Source organism: Butyrivibrio sp. AE3004 (assembly GCF_000703165.1).
Taxonomy (GTDB): domain Bacteria; phylum Bacillota; class Clostridia; order Lachnospirales; family Lachnospiraceae; genus Butyrivibrio.
Genome location: NZ_JNLQ01000002.1, coordinates 2,333,525 through 2,348,575, shown reverse-complemented (window position 1 = coordinate 2,348,575; position 15,051 = coordinate 2,333,525). Strand labels below are relative to the sequence as shown.

12 protein-coding genes are annotated in these 15,051 nt (G+C 40.8%); 11 read left to right on the top strand and 1 reads right to left on the bottom strand.

What is annotated here, in order from left to right; genetic code table 11:
• Positions 1-19 precede the first annotated feature (19 nt).
• The 9 genes from BV60_RS0113100 to BV60_RS0113060 all read left to right on the top strand — a co-directional run bounded on the left by BV60_RS0113100 (position 20) and on the right by BV60_RS0113060 (position 12,021).
• Positions 20-1,804 (top strand): L,D-transpeptidase family protein, encoded by a 1,785-nt coding sequence (locus tag BV60_RS0113100; RefSeq protein WP_051656720.1) that lies wholly within the window; start codon positions 20-22, stop codon positions 1,802-1,804.
• Positions 1,805-2,068: 264 nt separating this feature from the next.
• Positions 2,069-4,300 (top strand): ATP-binding protein, encoded by a 2,232-nt coding sequence (locus BV60_RS0113095; RefSeq protein ID WP_197029562.1) that lies wholly within the window; start codon positions 2,069-2,071, stop codon positions 4,298-4,300.
• A gap of 116 nt (positions 4,301-4,416) precedes the next feature.
• On the top strand, positions 4,417-5,379 hold the full coding sequence (gene fmt / locus BV60_RS0113090; RefSeq protein ID WP_029322447.1) for a methionyl-tRNA formyltransferase: 963 nt from the start codon (positions 4,417-4,419) through the stop codon (positions 5,377-5,379).
• A gap of 43 nt (positions 5,380-5,422) precedes the next feature.
• Positions 5,423-6,145: a zinc metallopeptidase gene (locus BV60_RS0113085; protein WP_029322445.1), complete on the top strand. Its 723-nt coding sequence runs from the start codon at positions 5,423-5,425 to the stop codon at positions 6,143-6,145.
• 1 nt (position 6,146) lies between these two features.
• Positions 6,147-7,535: a 16S rRNA (cytosine(967)-C(5))-methyltransferase RsmB gene (gene rsmB / locus BV60_RS0113080; protein WP_029322443.1), complete on the top strand. Its 1,389-nt coding sequence runs from the start codon at positions 6,147-6,149 to the stop codon at positions 7,533-7,535.
• Complete coding sequence (rlmN, locus tag BV60_RS0113075) at positions 7,532-8,575, top strand: 23S rRNA (adenine(2503)-C(2))-methyltransferase RlmN (protein WP_029322441.1); 1,044 nt, start codon at positions 7,532-7,534, stop codon at positions 8,573-8,575. Before rsmB ends, rlmN begins: the two co-directional genes overlap by 4 nt.
• 208 nt (positions 8,576-8,783) lie before the next feature.
• Positions 8,784-9,650 carry a DegV family protein gene (locus BV60_RS0113070; protein ID WP_029322440.1) on the top strand — a complete coding sequence of 289 codons (867 nt, stop codon included), beginning with the start codon at positions 8,784-8,786 and terminating at the stop codon, positions 9,648-9,650.
• A gap of 63 nt (positions 9,651-9,713) precedes the next feature.
• Positions 9,714-11,195: a DUF1846 domain-containing protein gene (locus tag BV60_RS0113065; RefSeq protein ID WP_029322438.1), complete on the top strand. Its 1,482-nt coding sequence runs from the start codon at positions 9,714-9,716 to the stop codon at positions 11,193-11,195.
• Between the two features lie 157 nt (positions 11,196-11,352).
• A complete protein-coding gene (locus BV60_RS0113060) occupies positions 11,353-12,021 on the top strand; it encodes a hypothetical protein (protein ID WP_029322437.1) in 669 nt (222 codons plus the stop codon).
• A 176-nt stretch (positions 12,022-12,197) separates the two neighbouring features.
• Here BV60_RS0113060 and BV60_RS0113055 read toward each other — a convergent pair whose 3' ends face one another.
• Positions 12,198-12,653 carry a hypothetical protein gene (locus BV60_RS0113055; RefSeq protein WP_029322435.1) on the bottom strand — a complete coding sequence of 152 codons (456 nt, stop codon included), beginning with the start codon at positions 12,651-12,653 and terminating at the stop codon, positions 12,198-12,200.
• Between the two features lie 371 nt (positions 12,654-13,024).
• Here BV60_RS0113055 and BV60_RS22090 point away from each other — a divergent pair, with 371 nt between their 5' ends.
• Both BV60_RS22090 and BV60_RS0113045 read left to right on the top strand, forming a co-directional pair.
• Complete coding sequence (locus BV60_RS22090; RefSeq protein ID WP_051656718.1) at positions 13,025-13,537, top strand: CarD family transcriptional regulator; 513 nt, start codon at positions 13,025-13,027, stop codon at positions 13,535-13,537.
• A gap of 227 nt (positions 13,538-13,764) precedes the next feature.
• Entirely contained in the window at positions 13,765-15,024 is a 1,260-nt protein-coding gene (locus BV60_RS0113045; protein WP_035777271.1) for an MATE family efflux transporter, read from the top strand.
• The last annotated feature ends 27 nt before the right edge of the window (positions 15,025-15,051 follow it).

The following is a 15,051-nucleotide window of genomic DNA, read 5'->3' as shown; positions in this document are numbered from 1 at the left end:
TTACTTTTATGAAAAAAATATGAAAAGAACTAAGAATAAAGGCGGCAATATCGGTATTATTGTCGCAATAATTATTGGATTGCTTGCGATTATTTACCTTGGAATATCGTTTTATTTTACGGGGCATTTTGCCTTTAATACTTATGTAAATGATATTCCTGCATATAAGATGACTGCAGGTGATATAGAAAAAGAGGTTACGGACGGACTTAAAAAATACTCTCTTACAATTCATGCAAGAGGGGATATTACTGACGTTATTTCTTCCGAAGATATCAGCCTTTCTTTGCGGATGGACGACCAGTTTGAGGATGCACTTAAAAAGCAGAACGCATTCCTCTGGCCGGCAAATCTCTTTAAGGATACCTACATCACAACGGATAACATAGTTGTGTATTCAAGGGATGTGGTTGAAAAAAAGATAAATACTCTGCAGCTTCTTAACGCAGCAAATATTATCGAACCGGCAAATGCCTATATTCCTGAGGCTTCAGGGGAAGATGGTTTTTATATCGTTCCCGAGGATCAGGGACGTTCTCCCATTAGAGAAAAGGTTGTAGAAAAAATATGTGCGGCATTGGACGTTCTTGAAGGTGAGGTTACAATAGATGATGAATGCTATAACACACCTGAAATTTACTCCGATAATGCTGAGCTTAATACTTTCTGCAATAATCTGAATACATACTGTAAGGCGCAGATAACCTATGAATTTGGTGCGGATACCGTTGTAGTGGATGGTACTAAGATCAGGGAATGGTTAAATATCAACGGAACAGAGGTAAGCCTTGATGAGGAAAAGGTAAGAGAGTTCGTTAACAGCCTTGCAAAACAGTATGATACATTCGGTAAAAACAGAACCATCACTTCTCATAGCGGAGAACAGGTTACTGTTACGGGCGGTGATTACGGCTGGTGGATGGACAGAGCGACAGAAACCACAGAACTGATAGCAGCAATCAAGAATGGTGAAAAGGGTGTCAGGACACCTGTATATTTTGGAACAGCAGCGCAGTACGGCGAAAATGACTGGGGTAATTCCTATGTTGAGATCGACCTTACCGCACAACACCTCTGGGTATATCAGGACGGAGCTATGGTCATGGACTCTGACTTCGTTTCCGGATGTGTAAATAAAAAGAGAACAACTCCGCGCGGATCATATGCGATTACCTATAAGGAGCGTGATGCGACACTTGTAGGAGAGAACTATTCATCTGCTGTCAGCTACTGGATGCCTTTTAATGGTAATGTCGGTATGCATGATGCCAGTTGGAGATCTCAATTTGGCGGATATGATTATATTCTGAACGGATCTCACGGGTGTATAAATCTTCCTACTGCAAATGCAGAGAAGATTTATGAAATCGTTAGTAAAGGTGAAGCGGTTTTTGTCTACGGTGGAATAACAGATCCTGTTCCGGTTGTTGAACAGGAAGTAGTTGATCCGAACACAGGAGAAGTTAAGGTAGTCAGAAAACCGGTAATAAACGGTAAAATTGCCGGTACCGATACACCGGCAAACACCAATGCACCTGCAGCTGAAAGCACACCTGCAGAGAATCAGGCAGCTGAAGCACCTGCCGCTGAAGGGGCAGCTACCGATACAGAAACATCCGAAAATGCAGGGGCAGAGGCCGCTGCGCAGAATACGACACCTGAAGCATCTGCAGAAAGTGCAGGACAGGCTACGGAAAATCAGGCACCTGCCGCTGAGAGTGCTCCCGCAGAGGATCAGGAACCTGCAGCAGAGAGTACTCCTGCAGAGAATCAGGAGCCTGCAGCAGAAACACCCGCAGAATAAAATAGGAATCACTGAGCTGATGCATTTTTTATGCCTCAGCTCTTTTTTTGTGTTTCATACGAGGAAATAGCTCCGCTTTCCTATTTTTATATTTTGAAAACAATTAGCGAACTTAATATAAATTTTAGATTTTATTTATATGAAATAACGATAGTCGAAACTATAATTGTATTTAAAGAATGGGTAAGTATATGTAATATTTATGGGGAATTTTATATGTATTATTCCGGAATCGGGTTATTATCGCTAGCACTTTACGTTATAATGAATAACAGAATATTAAGATCCTTTGGAAATAAAGATATGCTGAAGGAAGCTGTTGCATACAGACATTTTTTGTATAGCGTGATTGTGTATATGATTACGGACAGTTTGTGGGGAGTTATGTATGAGTTTTGCAGTGTAGGTGTTGTCTATACTGATACTGTTGTATATTTTATGGCAATGGTGTTGTCGGTACTTGTATGGTCAAGATTTGTGGTGAAGTACCTCAAGAACAACAATATTTTTGATACTCTTCTTAACATAGCGGCATGGCTTATGGTTGCCTTTGTCTTTTCATGCCTTGCAGTAAATCTCTTTAAACCGGTTCTTTTCTCATTTACCCCTGATGGTGTTTATATTCCTGAGCGTTTGAGATATGTCTTTTACGGTTACCAGATAGTAATGTTTGCGCTCACAACGATATATACTTCAGTAATTTATTTTTGTTTGGCTAGAAAAGATAAGCGTCATCATCTGACAGTTGCAATATCAGGATTTACAATGACGGTATTTATTTGGCTTCAGACATTGTTTCCGCTTGTTCCATTCTATTCTGTAGGATGCTTACTTGCAGGAGCTCTTATCCATAGCTTTGTATCAGAGGAAGAACTTCAGAAAAAGAATAATTTACTTGCACAGGCACTTGATGAAGCACAACAGGCAAATAAAGCCAAAACTGTGTTTCTTAAAAATATGAGTCACGAGATAAGAACCCCCATAAATACCATTCTGGGTATGAATGAGATAATTCGCAGGGAGAGTAGTGATGAGAAAATAATCTCATGTGTAGATAATATTGAGACAGCAGGTTCAAATCTTCTTGAAATAATAAGCAGTATTTTGGATTTTTCAAGGATGGAATTTGGTAATACTGAGCTTTTAAATGAGGAATATTATGTCGCAGATCTAATAAACAGCGTCCTTAATCTGACAAAGCATGGTGCCGAGGAGAAAGGCCTTGAGCTTCGCTTTGAAGTTGACCCTGAAATTCCTCAAAGACTTGTGGGCGATGAATTAAAAATCAAACAGGTAATTTCTAATCTTCTCAATAACGCTGTAAAATTCACGGAAAAAGGTAAGATCACCTTTAGGGCAAATCTGATTTCCCAAAAAAAGGAGCAAGTGAAAATCCGTTTTTCTGTAACTGACACCGGTATCGGAATAAAGAGTGAGGACAAGGACAAGCTTTTTACAGAGTTTGAGCGTCTTGATACAAAGAGGACAAGGTCAATCGAAGGAGCAGGCCTGGGGCTTCCGATAGCTGCCCATTTACTTTCACTTATGGACTCAAAGATTTCGGTTGAGAGTATATATGATATGGGATCAGAATTCTCTTTTGAACTGATTCAGGAAACTGTTGATGATGCTAAAATAGGCGAGCAGTGGATGGAAAAAGAAACATCCAAGGCAAGTGGCAAGGAAAAGACCAAGATAAACTTTACATCACCTGAGAGCCGGATTCTCCTTGTTGATGATACGCCTCTTAATCTGGAGGTAATCTGCGGTCTTCTTGCTCCGACAAAGATAAAGATTGATACGGCTACAAGTGGTGCGGAAGGAATACAAAAATTCGGAAAGGAAACATATGACCTTGTATTCCTTGATTACTTCATGCCTCAAATGGATGGAATAGAAACTCTTACAAAGATAAAGGCGGATTTTTCGGAGAAGGCCGAGAAAATCCCTATCATTTCCCTTACGGCGAGTGCTGTTGCGGGCGAACGTGAACATATGCTTTCAGTTGGCTTTACGGACTTTATGACCAAGCCGGTCATTTTATCCGAAATGCTGGATATGCTGCTAAAATACATTCCTCAGGAAAAAATACATTCCATGGAGACCGCAGAAAAAGCGGAGATTAGTAACGATTATGAGGGTATTCCCAAAAAACTTCTTATGATCGACCGGATAGATGTTGATGCTGGCATTGACTACTGCGGTACTCCCGATACATATATGATGGCGCTTGAGATGTTTGTTGAAAGCATAGATGAAAAGACTGCTTTGCTTGAGGACTGCCTTGCTAAAAATGATATTAGTCTTTTTACTATCACTGTCCATGCATTAAAGAGCAGTTCCCTTACAATCGGAATTGCTGACTTTTCGGCTAAGGCAAAGGAATTAGAGCTTGCCGGAAAAGATGATAACCGAAAACTGATCGCGGAAAAATTTCCTGAATTTGTTGAAGACTTCCTGAAACTCAAAAAGATATTTAAGGATGCTTTGGAATAATACGGAATAAAATGTTTTTATACGTGAATCCGGTATTACAATTTGCGGAGCGTTCGCAATAACTTGCCTTATGTAGTAAAATAAGAATCGAATATATGACGGTTAAGGAGAATAGAATGAGAATAGTTTACATGGGCACACCGGATTTTTCCGTGCCGCCCCTTGAAAAAATGATAGAAAAAGGACATGAGGTTGTTGCGGTTGTTACACAGCCCGATAAACCAAAAGGAAGAAGTGATAAGCTTGTGCCTTCGCCGGTTAAAGAATGTGCGATGAAGCATGAGCTTAAAATAATGCAGCCAAAGAAAATCAGAGAAGCGGAAGTTGTAGAACAGTTAAAGGCACTTAACGCCGATATTTTTGTTGTTGCTGCTTTCGGACAGATTTTGTCTCAGGAGGTGCTGGATATTCCGAAGTTTGGATGCGTAAATATCCATGCATCGCTCCTTCCTAAGTACAGAGGGGCAGCCCCGATTCAGATGTGCATATTAAATGGGGATAAGACCACGGGTGTTACAATAATGCAGATGAATGCAGGAATGGATACCGGTGATATTCTTATAACAAAAGAAATTCCGATAGAAGAGGAAGATACTGCGGGAACACTTTTTGATAAGCTTATGTATCTTGGTGCAGATCTTATTGCAGAGGCACTTCCTAAAATTGAAAAAGGCGAACTCACACCCATTCCGCAGGACGATGCGCTTGCTACAAAATGCGGCAAGATCAGTAAGGATATGGGACGTATTAACTGGAATGACTCTGCAGAGAAGATTTCGAACCTTGTTCGCGGTATGAATCCCTGGCCCAGTGCATTTACGGATTATAATGGGAAAATGCTGAAGGTGTGGACCGTAAAAGTAATAAGAGAAAACTCTGATAAAATTGCCGGTAATATGGATGAGCTTAAGAAAAATGCTCCCGGAACCATCGTGCAGGTTAATAAGGACAGCTTTTTAGTTGCGACAGGCGACGGACTTCTGGAAATAAGAGAGCTTCAGCTTGAAGGGAAAAAGCGCATGAGCGTTTCTGCATTTTTGGCAGGTAACAGTGTTAATGCGGGGGATAAGCTTTTGTGAATTTGCAGAAATAAACACGCGTTTTTGACAGGAGGAATGAAAAATGTATAGTACATATGGTTATGAAACCGGTTATATGATGTATAACGGCAGCTACATATTGGTGTTAATAGGTGCGCTTCTCTGCATGCTCGCAAGTTTTAAGGTAAAGAGCACCTATAATAAATATGCAAGAGTAAGAAGCATGAGTAACATGACGGGAGCGCAGGTTGCTGAGGAGCTCCTTAGACGAAACGGCATAAACGACGTATGCATAGCGCACGTACCGGGAGATTTATCCGATCACTACGATCCGAGAAACAATACGGTTAACCTCTCTGACAGTACATATAATTCAACAAGTGTTGCTGCCATCGGAGTAGCAGCGCATGAGTGCGGGCACGTTCTTCAGCACCATCAGGGATATCTGCCGATAAAAATCAGATCAGCACTTGTTCCTGCAGCTAACATCGGCTCCAGGATAGGGCTTCCCATGATTGTGTTAGGACTGTTTATTGGTTTTACTCCTTTGGCAAGGATTGGAATCTGGGTATTTGCTCTTGCTGTTCTTTTTCAGCTTATTACACTTCCTGTGGAGTTTGATGCATCTCACAGAGCGCTTGTGATGCTTAGTGACTATGGAATCCTTGCGCAGGATGAGGTTGATCAGTCAAGGCAAGTCTTAAATGCGGCTGCACTTACTTATGTTGCGTCAGCTGCTTCATCTATATTGCAGCTTCTGAGGCTGGTTTCAATGGTAGACGGCGGAAGAAGGAATAGGAGGTAAGATGGCTCGGGAGGTCAATGAAAGACGAATTGCACTTGATATTCTGACGGAGATGGGGAAAAGCGACTCCTATCAGAAATCTGCCGTAAAACTGGCATTAAATAAATACGACTTTCTCGAAGCAAAACAGAAAGCATTCATAAAGTATCTGGCAGAAGGGACTATCGAGAGACAGATAACCCTCGACTATGTGATAGGACAGTTTTCAAAAACTCCCATAAAAAAGATGGCAAAGCCCATTTTATACATCCTTAGAATGGGAACCTTCCAGATACTTTATATGGATTCGGTTCCGGATTCGGCTGCGGTTAATGAAGCCGTAAAACTTACAGCAAAGATACATTTTGTAGGACTTAAGGGCTTTGTAAACGGTGTTCTTCGAAACATATCCAGAAATAAGGATGAGATAGCTTGGCCAGATCCCGGTAAATCCAAGGAATCAAAAATACAGTTTTTGTCCGTTAGATTTGCAGAGCCTTTGTGGCTTTCAAAGATGTTTCTGGAGAACTACGGCTTTAAGAAGACAGAGGAGATATTCAGGTTTTTCCTGAAACCCAGACCCGTGACGGTTAGATTCAGCTGCAGATTCAGTAATGAACAGCTAAGAGAAATACTTCTCAAAATGAAGCGTGCAAATAATGGAACTATAGTTATGAAGCCAAGCCCGCTTTTACATTATGCGATGAACCTTTATCACACCGATAATATCACATACCTTCCGGGATTTGATGAGGGAGCGTTTATGGTTCAGGACGTAAGCTCAATGCTTGTGACTGAGGTTGCAGGCCTTAAAAAGGGAGACACTGTCATCGATGTATGTGCCGCTCCGGGTGGAAAAAGTCTTCATGCTGCAGATGTTCTTAAGGATACGGGAAAAGTAATATCGAGAGATATATCTGAAAATAAGTGCATAATAATACGTGAAAACGTTATGCGTATGGGGCTGAATAACGTGGTGGTAGAGGACTATGATGCCGAAAAGCATGATCCGTCACTTGAGAATAAGGCGGATGTTCTGTACTGCGATCTCCCCTGCTCAGGCCTTGGGATAATCGGCAGAAAGCCTGATATAAAGATGAATACGGATCTTAATTCAATAATGAACCTGCAGACTATGCAGAGGAAGATCCTGAGCAGCGTGTGGAATTATGTAAAGCCCGGAGGAACACTTATTTACAGTACCTGCACGATGACAAAGCAGGAGAATCAGGAAAACTACAAATGGATTCTGGAAAACCTCCCTTTTGAGGCGGTGAGTATAGAAGACAGACTTCCGAATCAGATGAAGACTATCGATACCGTCGGAGCCGGATATATTCAATTGATTCCGGGAGAATTTGACACAGACGGATTTTTTATAGCGAAATTTAGACGTAAGGAAAACTCATGACAGATATTAAATCACTTACAAAAGACGAATTAACAGACCTTATTAAAGGGATGGGGGAGCCCGGCTTTCGAGCCGGGCAAATCTATGACTGGATGCACAAGAAGCAGGCAAGAAGCTTTGAGGAGATGACCAATCTTTCAAAAAGCCTTCGTGAAAAGCTTTCGGAAGAGTGCGAATTTGTCTCACTTAAAATTGAAAGAGTGCAGGAGTCAAAAATAGACGGCACAAGAAAATACCTCTTTGAACTTGGTGACGGTAATCTCATTGAAAGCGTGTTTATGAAATACCGCTTCGGAAACAGCGTGTGCGTATCCTCTCAGGTTGGTTGCCGCATGGGATGCAGATTCTGTGCATCAACAATAGACGGAGTTGAGAGAAACCTTGCACCCTCGGAGATACTTGACCAGATATATTCCATAATGCGGGATACAGGGGAAAAGGTTTCAAGAGTTGTGGTAATGGGAAGCGGTGAACCGCTGGATAATTATGACAACGTTCTTACCTTTGTAAAGCTCCTTACTGATGAAAACGGTCTTAACCTGGGACAGAGAAACCTTACAATATCGACTTGCGGAATTGTACCCAATATGAAAAGACTTGCGGAAGAAAAGCTTCAGATAAACCTTGCAATATCACTTCACGCATCAAATCAGGCAAAAAGGCAGGAGCTTATGCCTATAGCAAATAAATACTCAATCGATGAGCTTCTTGATGCCTGCAGGGATTACTTTGATAAGACAGGACGCCAGCTTACCTTTGAGTATTCTCTTGTGGGCGGAGTTAATGATACGGATGGAGATGCGGATGAACTTGCAGACCTCCTTAAGGAGCTTAACTGCGTGGTAAATCTGATACCGGTCAACCCCATAAAAGAGCGTGACTTTGTGGAGAGTACAGGAGAGAGAGTTCAGTCATTTAAGAAAAAGCTTGAAAAGAGGCGCATAAATGCCACTGTAAGAAGAGAGATGGGCAGAGATATAGATGGTGCCTGTGGTCAGCTTAGAAGACGACATATCAGTGAAAAGCACGACGGAAACTGATTATTTTTCAATAGTTTATGGATTGCTTTGTAAAAAACCTCTTGCTATACTAACATAGTTAAAAAACTTTTAAGTAAAATATGGTAACTCAAAAATGAAGGACACTGCCTGTAACAAAAACGGTATGTGTCAGACATAAACACGACTTCTTGAATGCAAGAATGAAAATGCGTTCGGGAATTCTGCGTTTATAGAGGAGGAGAAGACTATGGGAGTAAGTATTATCACAGATTCAGCAAGTGATATTTCGCAGGAGACAGCAAGAGAGTGGGGAATAACCGTAATTCCGCTGAAGGTACGATTTGGGGAAGAGGAATTTCTGGATGGCGTGACGCTTCCATACACACTTTTTTATGAGAAGCTTCTTGAAACGGATACACTACCAAAGACAAGCCAGATACCGCCTTATGAATATGAGGAGATTTTCAAAAAGGCAGTGGATGCGGGAGACGAGGTTATTTACATAAGCCTTTCCTACGGAGTTTCAGGTTCGTATCAGAGCGCCTGTATCGCAGCGGAGGACTTTGGAGACAAGGTCCGCGTAATAGATTCACAGCAGTTTTGCATATCACAGTATATAATAGTGGAGCGTGCGGTACAGCTTCGTGATGAAGGAAAAACGGCAGCAGAGATTGCGGGTATCATTGAAAATGAAAAAAAGAATGCCCGCGTAATATCTATTTTTGATACACTTGAATATTTAAAGCTTGGTGGAAGAATTTCAAGCGCTGCAGCCATTGCCGGAGGACTTTTGTCCATCAAACCTGTTATAACCATTGAAGACGGAGTTGTTGCTGTTGTTGGAAAAGCGAGAGGTTCAAAAAACGGTAACAATCTTTTGATACAATTCATAGAAAAGAATGGTGGAATTGATTTTTCCAGACCGATATGTCTTGCATATTCCGGACTATCGGATATAATGCTAAAGAAATACTTAGAGGATAGCAAGCATCTCTATGAGGGAAAGCTTGCCAAAGATATAAGTGAAATACCGGTTGCTCATGTCGGCGCAACGATAGGAACTTATGCGGGTCCCGGAGCAATCGCTATTGCATATTTTCATAACAGCCAATGAATAAGGGCATTGTCAAAAGTTTTATGAATACTGTGGCATGCTCTAGGGAAGAGAGGATTTAGAATGAAACAGGCATTTGATAATGACAAATATCTCCAGATGCAGTCTGAGCGTATTCGTGAGAGAATCGCAAAGTTCGGCGGAAAGCTTTACATGGAGTTTGGCGGAAAGCTTTTTGACGATTATCACGCTTCCAGGGTTTTGCCCGGATTTCAGCCGGACTCCAAAATCCGCATGCTCACACAACTTAAAGAGGACGTTGAGATTGTAATAGTAATAAACGCAGGAGATATTGAGAAGAATAAGGTTAGAGGTGATCTTGGTATTACCTATGATATGGATGTTCTTCGTCTTATCGATGCTTTCCATGGATATGGCCTGTATGTAGGCTCTGTTGTTCTTACACGCTATGACGGAACAGAGCAGGTGGTTGCTTACCAGAAGAAGCTTGAAGCACTTGGCCTTAAGGTTTACAGACACTACACAATTCCCGGCTATCCTTCAAACATACCTTTCATTATAAGTGAAGAGGGATATGGTAAAAATGAGTACATTGAGACAAAGCACTCACTGGTAGTTGTTACTGCTCCCGGACCCGGAAGCGGAAAAATGGCAGTATGTCTGTCACAGCTTTACCATGAAAACAGACATGGTGTTAAGGCTGGCTATGCTAAGTTTGAGACCTTCCCTATCTGGAACATTCCACTTCAGCACCCTGTAAACCTTGCATACGAAGCAGCAACGATAGACCTTGCCGATATGAACATGATCGATCCTTATCATCTTGAAGCTTACGGTGAGACAACAATAAATTATAACCGTGACGTCGCTGTCTTTCCTGTGCTTAATACAATGTTTAAACAGATTTACGGTGATTCTCCGTACAAATCACCTACTGACATGGGTGTCAACATGGCAGGAAACTGCATAATAGACGATGAGGCAGCACAGGCAGCAGGAAGACAGGAGATAATCAGACGTTATTATAAGGAACTTTGCGAGAAGAGAAAGGGTGAAAGCTCACAGGAGAGAATTGACACCCTTGAGATCCTTATGCAAAAGGCGGGTTGCAGCATTCAGGACAGACCTTCGGTTGCGGCTGCTAACTTAAAGGCAGAGATAACAGGTGCACCTGCAGCAGCAATTGAGCTTCCCGACGGACAGGTTGTAACAGGTAAAACAAGCGCACTCATGGGTGCAACCAGTGCAATGCTCCTTAATGCATTAAAGGTTATGGCAGGAATCCCCGATGAGGTTGAGCTTATATCACCCACGATCATCGAGCCTATCCAGAATCTCAAGGTGCAGCAACTTGGAGGCCACAATCCTCACCTGCATGTAGGTGAGATACTTATAGCTCTCACAATATGCGCAGCTACGGATGATACAGCAAAAGCAGCCCTCGATCAGGTTGATAAACTTCGTGGTCTTGAGGTTCATTCAACTGTTATTCTTTCACCCGTTGATGAATCAACCTTCCATAAGCTTGGAGTAAACCTGACCTGCGAGCCCAAGTACCAGACCAAAAAGCTGTTCCATGGCTGATGAAAATTAATTTTATTTTTTATAAAGATTTATGAAATTTTAATACATAAACTGAATTATTTGACCATCTTGCATGCTATGATATAACCGCTATGAGAAGAAACTCTCGTAGCGGTTACTTTTTTGTTAGCTCGCAATGATTATAGGGGGTATTAAAATGAAGAGAGGTTTAAAACAATTATTGGCATTATTACTTGCGCTGGTTGTGGCAATTAACTTTACACCGTTTAAGGCACAGGCTGCGGGCCCAAAGGTTACATTGAGTCGATCGGGCAAAGTAAAGACTGTAATGTACAAAGGCGGAAAAGCAAAAACATCTTCTTTCACAATGATAGTTGAAAAAGGGGCGCCTACAGTATTTGACCCTGATACTAATGCGCCGGTTTATGATGAATACTACGTCAGAATCAAAATAAAAAGATTTAAGATGTCCAAAAAAGATATTATTAAAACAGTAAAAGAGTCACGAAGAAGGAAAGGTGGTATTTCAACCTATGTTCCAATCGTTATAGATTCCAAAGGGAATTACATTACGAATTGCATTTTTGAAGGTGCTCTGTTACATAGTGAGTCTGATTACGGTAGAACTTTAAAGGCTAAGCAGGGACGTACAACGTACTATATTTATAATTGGAGAAACTACAGTACATATGCATACAGACTTACCTTAAATCACGGAACCACAGGAATATATATCGGATTTGCAGGACTTAGAAACGGTCAGCTTACAAAGAACGCATCCCGTAAAAAGATGAAGGATTATTATAGTGCCGGATATGGAAAAAACAAAAAGGGATTTATTATTGCAGGTTCAGTTACCGACTGATCTGTAACATAAAAAAGCGTAGCAGTTAAAGGCTGCTACGCTTTTCAAATATTATAACTTAGACTTCGCACAGCTAAGCCCAAAAAAGAAGACCCGGCGGAGGTATACTCTCGTCAGGCCGTCTTTGTGACAAATATTAGAAAGGAAAGGAGGAATATATTGCAAAAGCAATTAACTCAAATGGCCTCGCCAAGCTTCGTGTAAAGGAAGCCTGTATCCTGGCAAAACTTATTGAGCGTCTGCCCAAACAATTTCATATAAACATCTTCTTTATACTGTGCATCGTGAGCAAGGAAAAGAATCACCTGTCCGCTCTTTAAATCAAATTCAAAATCTGATGTGGGATCAAGAGCATCTATATCCTTCCAGGAAATACCGTACTGCTGTCTGCAGAATTCATCACGATTGTCCATATTAAGGGTATCGTGGATTATCTGGCTCTTATATTTTCTCATGTCATCAAGCTGATGAAGAACTATAAACTCAGCCACATGAAGAGAAGTTATCTCATAGCCTCCGAGCTTCATGTCTTCGATAACCTTTCCAAAATCAATCGAAGCTGCTGCAAAAGGATCAACTTTTTGTCCACCAACGTCTACACAAAATACCGCATCGTACAAGCTCTGATTCATTTTGAACCTCCCACACGCGAAGATGTAAGTACCATGTGATTATTATAGCACGACATGCTAAAACCAAATATAATAAATCTATAAAAACATTATAAATCAAATGTTTTTTCGTTAAAATTGTATTACGATAAAGTGATAAATCTTAAAAATATTTAATTTTTTTCAGAAAGCGTCTGCGTTCCGCAAACAAGTGTCCGTAAAAAGTGCACAATTATCGCAGGTTTCATCTCAACTTAGTCGTTTTAGTTTCTTAAGGTTTTCTTAAAAAGCTTCCAATCATATTACATATTAAGGCTAAATTTGCTACCATATTTTTAGTGTCGCCCTTGTTTTTTAATATGTTTTTTGTTTTGCAAATAGGAGGATAGAATATGCTGAGTAGAGGAGATTGCGTTGTTTATGGTAACCACGGTCTTTGTGAGGTAAAGGACATTCTTGTTCCGAATTTTCTTGAGAAAGGCAATGATACGCTCTATTACAGCATGGTTTCGAGCATTGACAGTAAGGGAGTTCTTTATGTTCCCGTTGACGGAGCAGAAGAGAAAATGAGAGATGCTATTGATGCTGATGAAGCAAAAGAGCTTATTGACGAGATAGATGAGCTCGAAGTTTACGATATTCCTCAGGGTAAGAAAGCTGAAGCTGTTATCGTTGAAGTTATTAAGAGAAATAAAGCTCCCGAGATGATGTGCCTTGTCAAGTCACTTCGTAAGATCAAGGCTATCAGAGCTGCTGAAGGTAAAAAGTTTGCATCATTGGATGAGAAATATCTTAGCATCGCTGAGAAGCTTCTTTATTCCGAGATGGCTTACTCCATGGAGTCAAAGCTTGATGCAATTAAAGAGAGAGTAACAAACGAGCTTTCACAGCTTACACTTGCTTAAGATTGAAAAGATTTCCTACTTTTTGAGGAAAAAACATGAATATATATATTGAAGAGAGACTGTAGTTTTACGGTTTCTCTTTTTTTTGTTCTTATGCGAAGTTTAAGTGAATAAGTCATACAAAAATTATCAAATAATTGTATAATTATGGTATGAGGGAGAAAATAAAAATTTCAGATAACTTTACAATAAGGAAGATGATTCTGTTCTCGCTTCCTTGTATCGGTATGCAGCTTGTAAATAATACATATCAGGTGGTTGACGGGTATTTTATTTCCAACGTTCTTGGGGAGGAGGTTTTTGCTGCTGAGAATATGATATTCCCGGCACTTGCTTTTTTGCTGTCTATCGGTCTTGTTATAGGTGCAGGTGGAAATGCTGTTATTTCTGCACTTCTTGGAGAAAGAAAAGAACACGAAGCGAATGAAACATTATCATTACTGACTCTTTTCCTGTTCCTTTCGGGACTAATCATTTCTGTATTATCATTTATATTTATGAAGGATATATCCGGCCTTGTGGGAGCAAATGGGGCTATGATTCCATACTGCACTCTGTACGGAAGGATTCTTGCCTGCTTCATGCCTGTTCAGATAATGAACTATGCCTTTCAGGAGTTTCTTATAGCTGCTGATGAAGGCGGCAGGGGATTTGCGGTTACTGTGGTAAATGCGATAACCAACATTGTTCTGGATTTCCTTTTCGTGGGTATACTCGGATTTGGCCTTGCGGGAGCAGCTGTTGCAACAGGGTCAGCCTGGTGTGTCAGTTTTTTGGTTGCGCTCCTTTACTTTATAAAACCATCAAATAAACTTCATTTTGTTGCCTTAAAAATCAATACTGACAGAGTACTGGGGGCACTCGGCAATGGTTCCTCTGAGATGGTAAACGCGGCATCTTATGCTATAGTTGCAATTATTTTTAACAGAAGACTGATAAGCCTTTTATCCTCAAGAGGTGTTGCAGCCTACGCAGTTACAGCGTATGTCAGCGGAGTTTTCGTGGCTGTGTTTATAGGCTTTGGCATAGCCATAATTCCTGTAGTAGGCTACAGATACGGAGAGAAGAATTATAAAGCGGTAAGGAAACTGCGTAAGGACGGACTTATAATAGCGGCTGTGGCCGGAACAGTAATGACAGCTATTGCTTGGATTTTCAGTGTGGAGATTGCAAACTTTTTCGTTGGATATAATGAGAATCTGAAAAACATGGCAGTATTTGCAATCAAAATATGTGCTTTGGCATATGTGCTGACCGGAATAAATATGTTTTCGTCTTCATTCTTTACAGGAATATCGGATGGTTTGTCTTCGGCAATCATTGCTTTTTCAAGGAGCTTTGTAATGCCAATCATAGCAGTGTATGCCGTACCGTTTTTATTTGGAAATAACAATATATGGTTTACGTCTTTATCTGCGGAAACAGTGACAGGGATCATAGTAATAATTCTGTTTGCTATTGGGAACAGAACGCTACGAGTCAGATAAAAACATGCGAATATAGATGAGAGTTGG

Bases quoted from the DNA above. Each gene is read 5' to 3' on its own strand.
- fmt (WP_029322447.1), top strand. From the start codon at position 4,417: ATGAGAATAGTTTACATGGGCACACCGGATTTTTCCGTGCCGCCCCTT.
- BV60_RS0113045 (WP_035777271.1), top strand. From the start codon at position 13,765: ATGCAGCTTGTAAATAATACATATCAGGTGGTTGACGGGTATTTTATT.
- rlmN (WP_029322441.1), top strand. From the start codon at position 7,532: ATGACAGATATTAAATCACTTACAAAAGACGAATTAACAGACCTTATT.
- rsmB (WP_029322443.1), top strand. From the start codon at position 6,147: ATGGCTCGGGAGGTCAATGAAAGACGAATTGCACTTGATATTCTGACG.
- BV60_RS0113070 (WP_029322440.1), top strand. From the start codon at position 8,784: ATGGGAGTAAGTATTATCACAGATTCAGCAAGTGATATTTCGCAGGAG.
- BV60_RS0113060 (WP_029322437.1), top strand. From the start codon at position 11,353: ATGAAGAGAGGTTTAAAACAATTATTGGCATTATTACTTGCGCTGGTT.
- BV60_RS0113065 (WP_029322438.1), top strand. From the start codon at position 9,714: ATGAAACAGGCATTTGATAATGACAAATATCTCCAGATGCAGTCTGAG.
- BV60_RS0113095 (WP_197029562.1), top strand. From the start codon at position 2,069: ATGAATAACAGAATATTAAGATCCTTTGGAAATAAAGATATGCTGAAG.
- BV60_RS0113055 (WP_029322435.1), bottom strand. From the start codon at position 12,653: ATGAATCAGAGCTTGTACGATGCGGTATTTTGTGTAGACGTTGGTGGA.
- BV60_RS0113100 (WP_051656720.1), top strand. From the start codon at position 20: ATGAAAAGAACTAAGAATAAAGGCGGCAATATCGGTATTATTGTCGCA.
- BV60_RS0113085 (WP_029322445.1), top strand. From the start codon at position 5,423: ATGTATAGTACATATGGTTATGAAACCGGTTATATGATGTATAACGGC.
- BV60_RS22090 (WP_051656718.1), top strand. From the start codon at position 13,025: ATGCTGAGTAGAGGAGATTGCGTTGTTTATGGTAACCACGGTCTTTGT.